The 1,052-nt window shown below is 67.6% G+C and carries 1 protein-coding gene; it reads right to left on the reverse strand.

All coding sequences use genetic code 11. From position 1 onward, the window contains the following. Window positions 1-50: 50 nt before the first annotated feature. On the reverse strand, window positions 51-1,052 hold a 1,002-nt coding region (locus AC1ECW_RS16245), incomplete at its 5' end, for a hypothetical protein (RefSeq protein WP_481202299.1).

Genomic DNA, 1,052 nt, shown 5'->3' on the forward strand with positions numbered 1-1,052 from the left:
CCAAGGCCCGGCGGTGTGTTGAGTGGTGCTGGGGTGGCGCAAGCGATAGTTCACTGGCTGTAGTAGGGGCCGCGCCAGTCGGTCGGCAGGGCCTCGCCGTGGCCGTTGAGGCTCACGCCCAGCGCCCCCCCGTCGACGCGCACGTTGCCGCGGTAGGTCATGCGCCGCCCGGTGATCACCAAGTCGGAGGCGGTGCGCAAGCCTCGTACGAAGCGGTTGTTCTCCACGATCACGTCCTCCAGCCCCTCGGCGGACACGCCGTTTTGCGGGCTGACGGCCACCGTCCACTGGTTGTTGTCCTGCGCATCGCCGAACAGGTTGTTGGCAATGACCACCTGGCGCGTGGCCCAGGTGCTGCCGTTGTAGCTGTCGGTGTAGCTGCCCAGACCGCCCGAGTGCAGCTTGAGCGCATGGCGGATGCCGTCGGAGGAGCGGCCGCGCATGGCGTTGTGGGCCATCACCCCCTTGTGCAGCCGCCCGATGCGCACGGTGTGCTGGTTGGCGTAGCCCATGTCGTTGCCCAGCAGCGCGATGCGTGAACCCGTGCCCAGGATGGGGCTGTCGTTGGACAGGCTGCCGCCCTGGATGCGGTTTTCCACGATGAAGATCTCGCGCGGGTTGTAGAACTGGCCAGGCGAGATGGTGCGGTACGGGTCGCTGCTGGCCCAGTAGTCCAGCGCCGCGCCGATCCAGATGCGGTTGTTGTTGCCTGCATCGGCCAGGTCGTTGCGGTACAGCAGCAGCCGCGCCGCCGAGTTGTCTTGCACGATGCCGTCGGCAATGTTCAGATCCATCACGGTGACGTCCTCGGCAAACGAGGCCGTGTCCGGACGTCCCGAGCCGATGCGCACCGAGGCCACGCGCGGCTTGTTGCCCGAACCGAAGGCGCCCACGATGACATTGCGCTCGCCGTGGCGGATGTTGATCTGGCCGAAGCTCTCGCCACGGCGCAGCAGCACGCGCTTGCCGCTGTAGCTGCTGGGCAGCCCCGTCTGCGTCAGCGCCCCGCTCGGGCACCCCGCATAGTTCGCCGTCGGCGATACGCATACCGT

The organism is Caldimonas hydrothermalis (assembly GCF_056746695.1).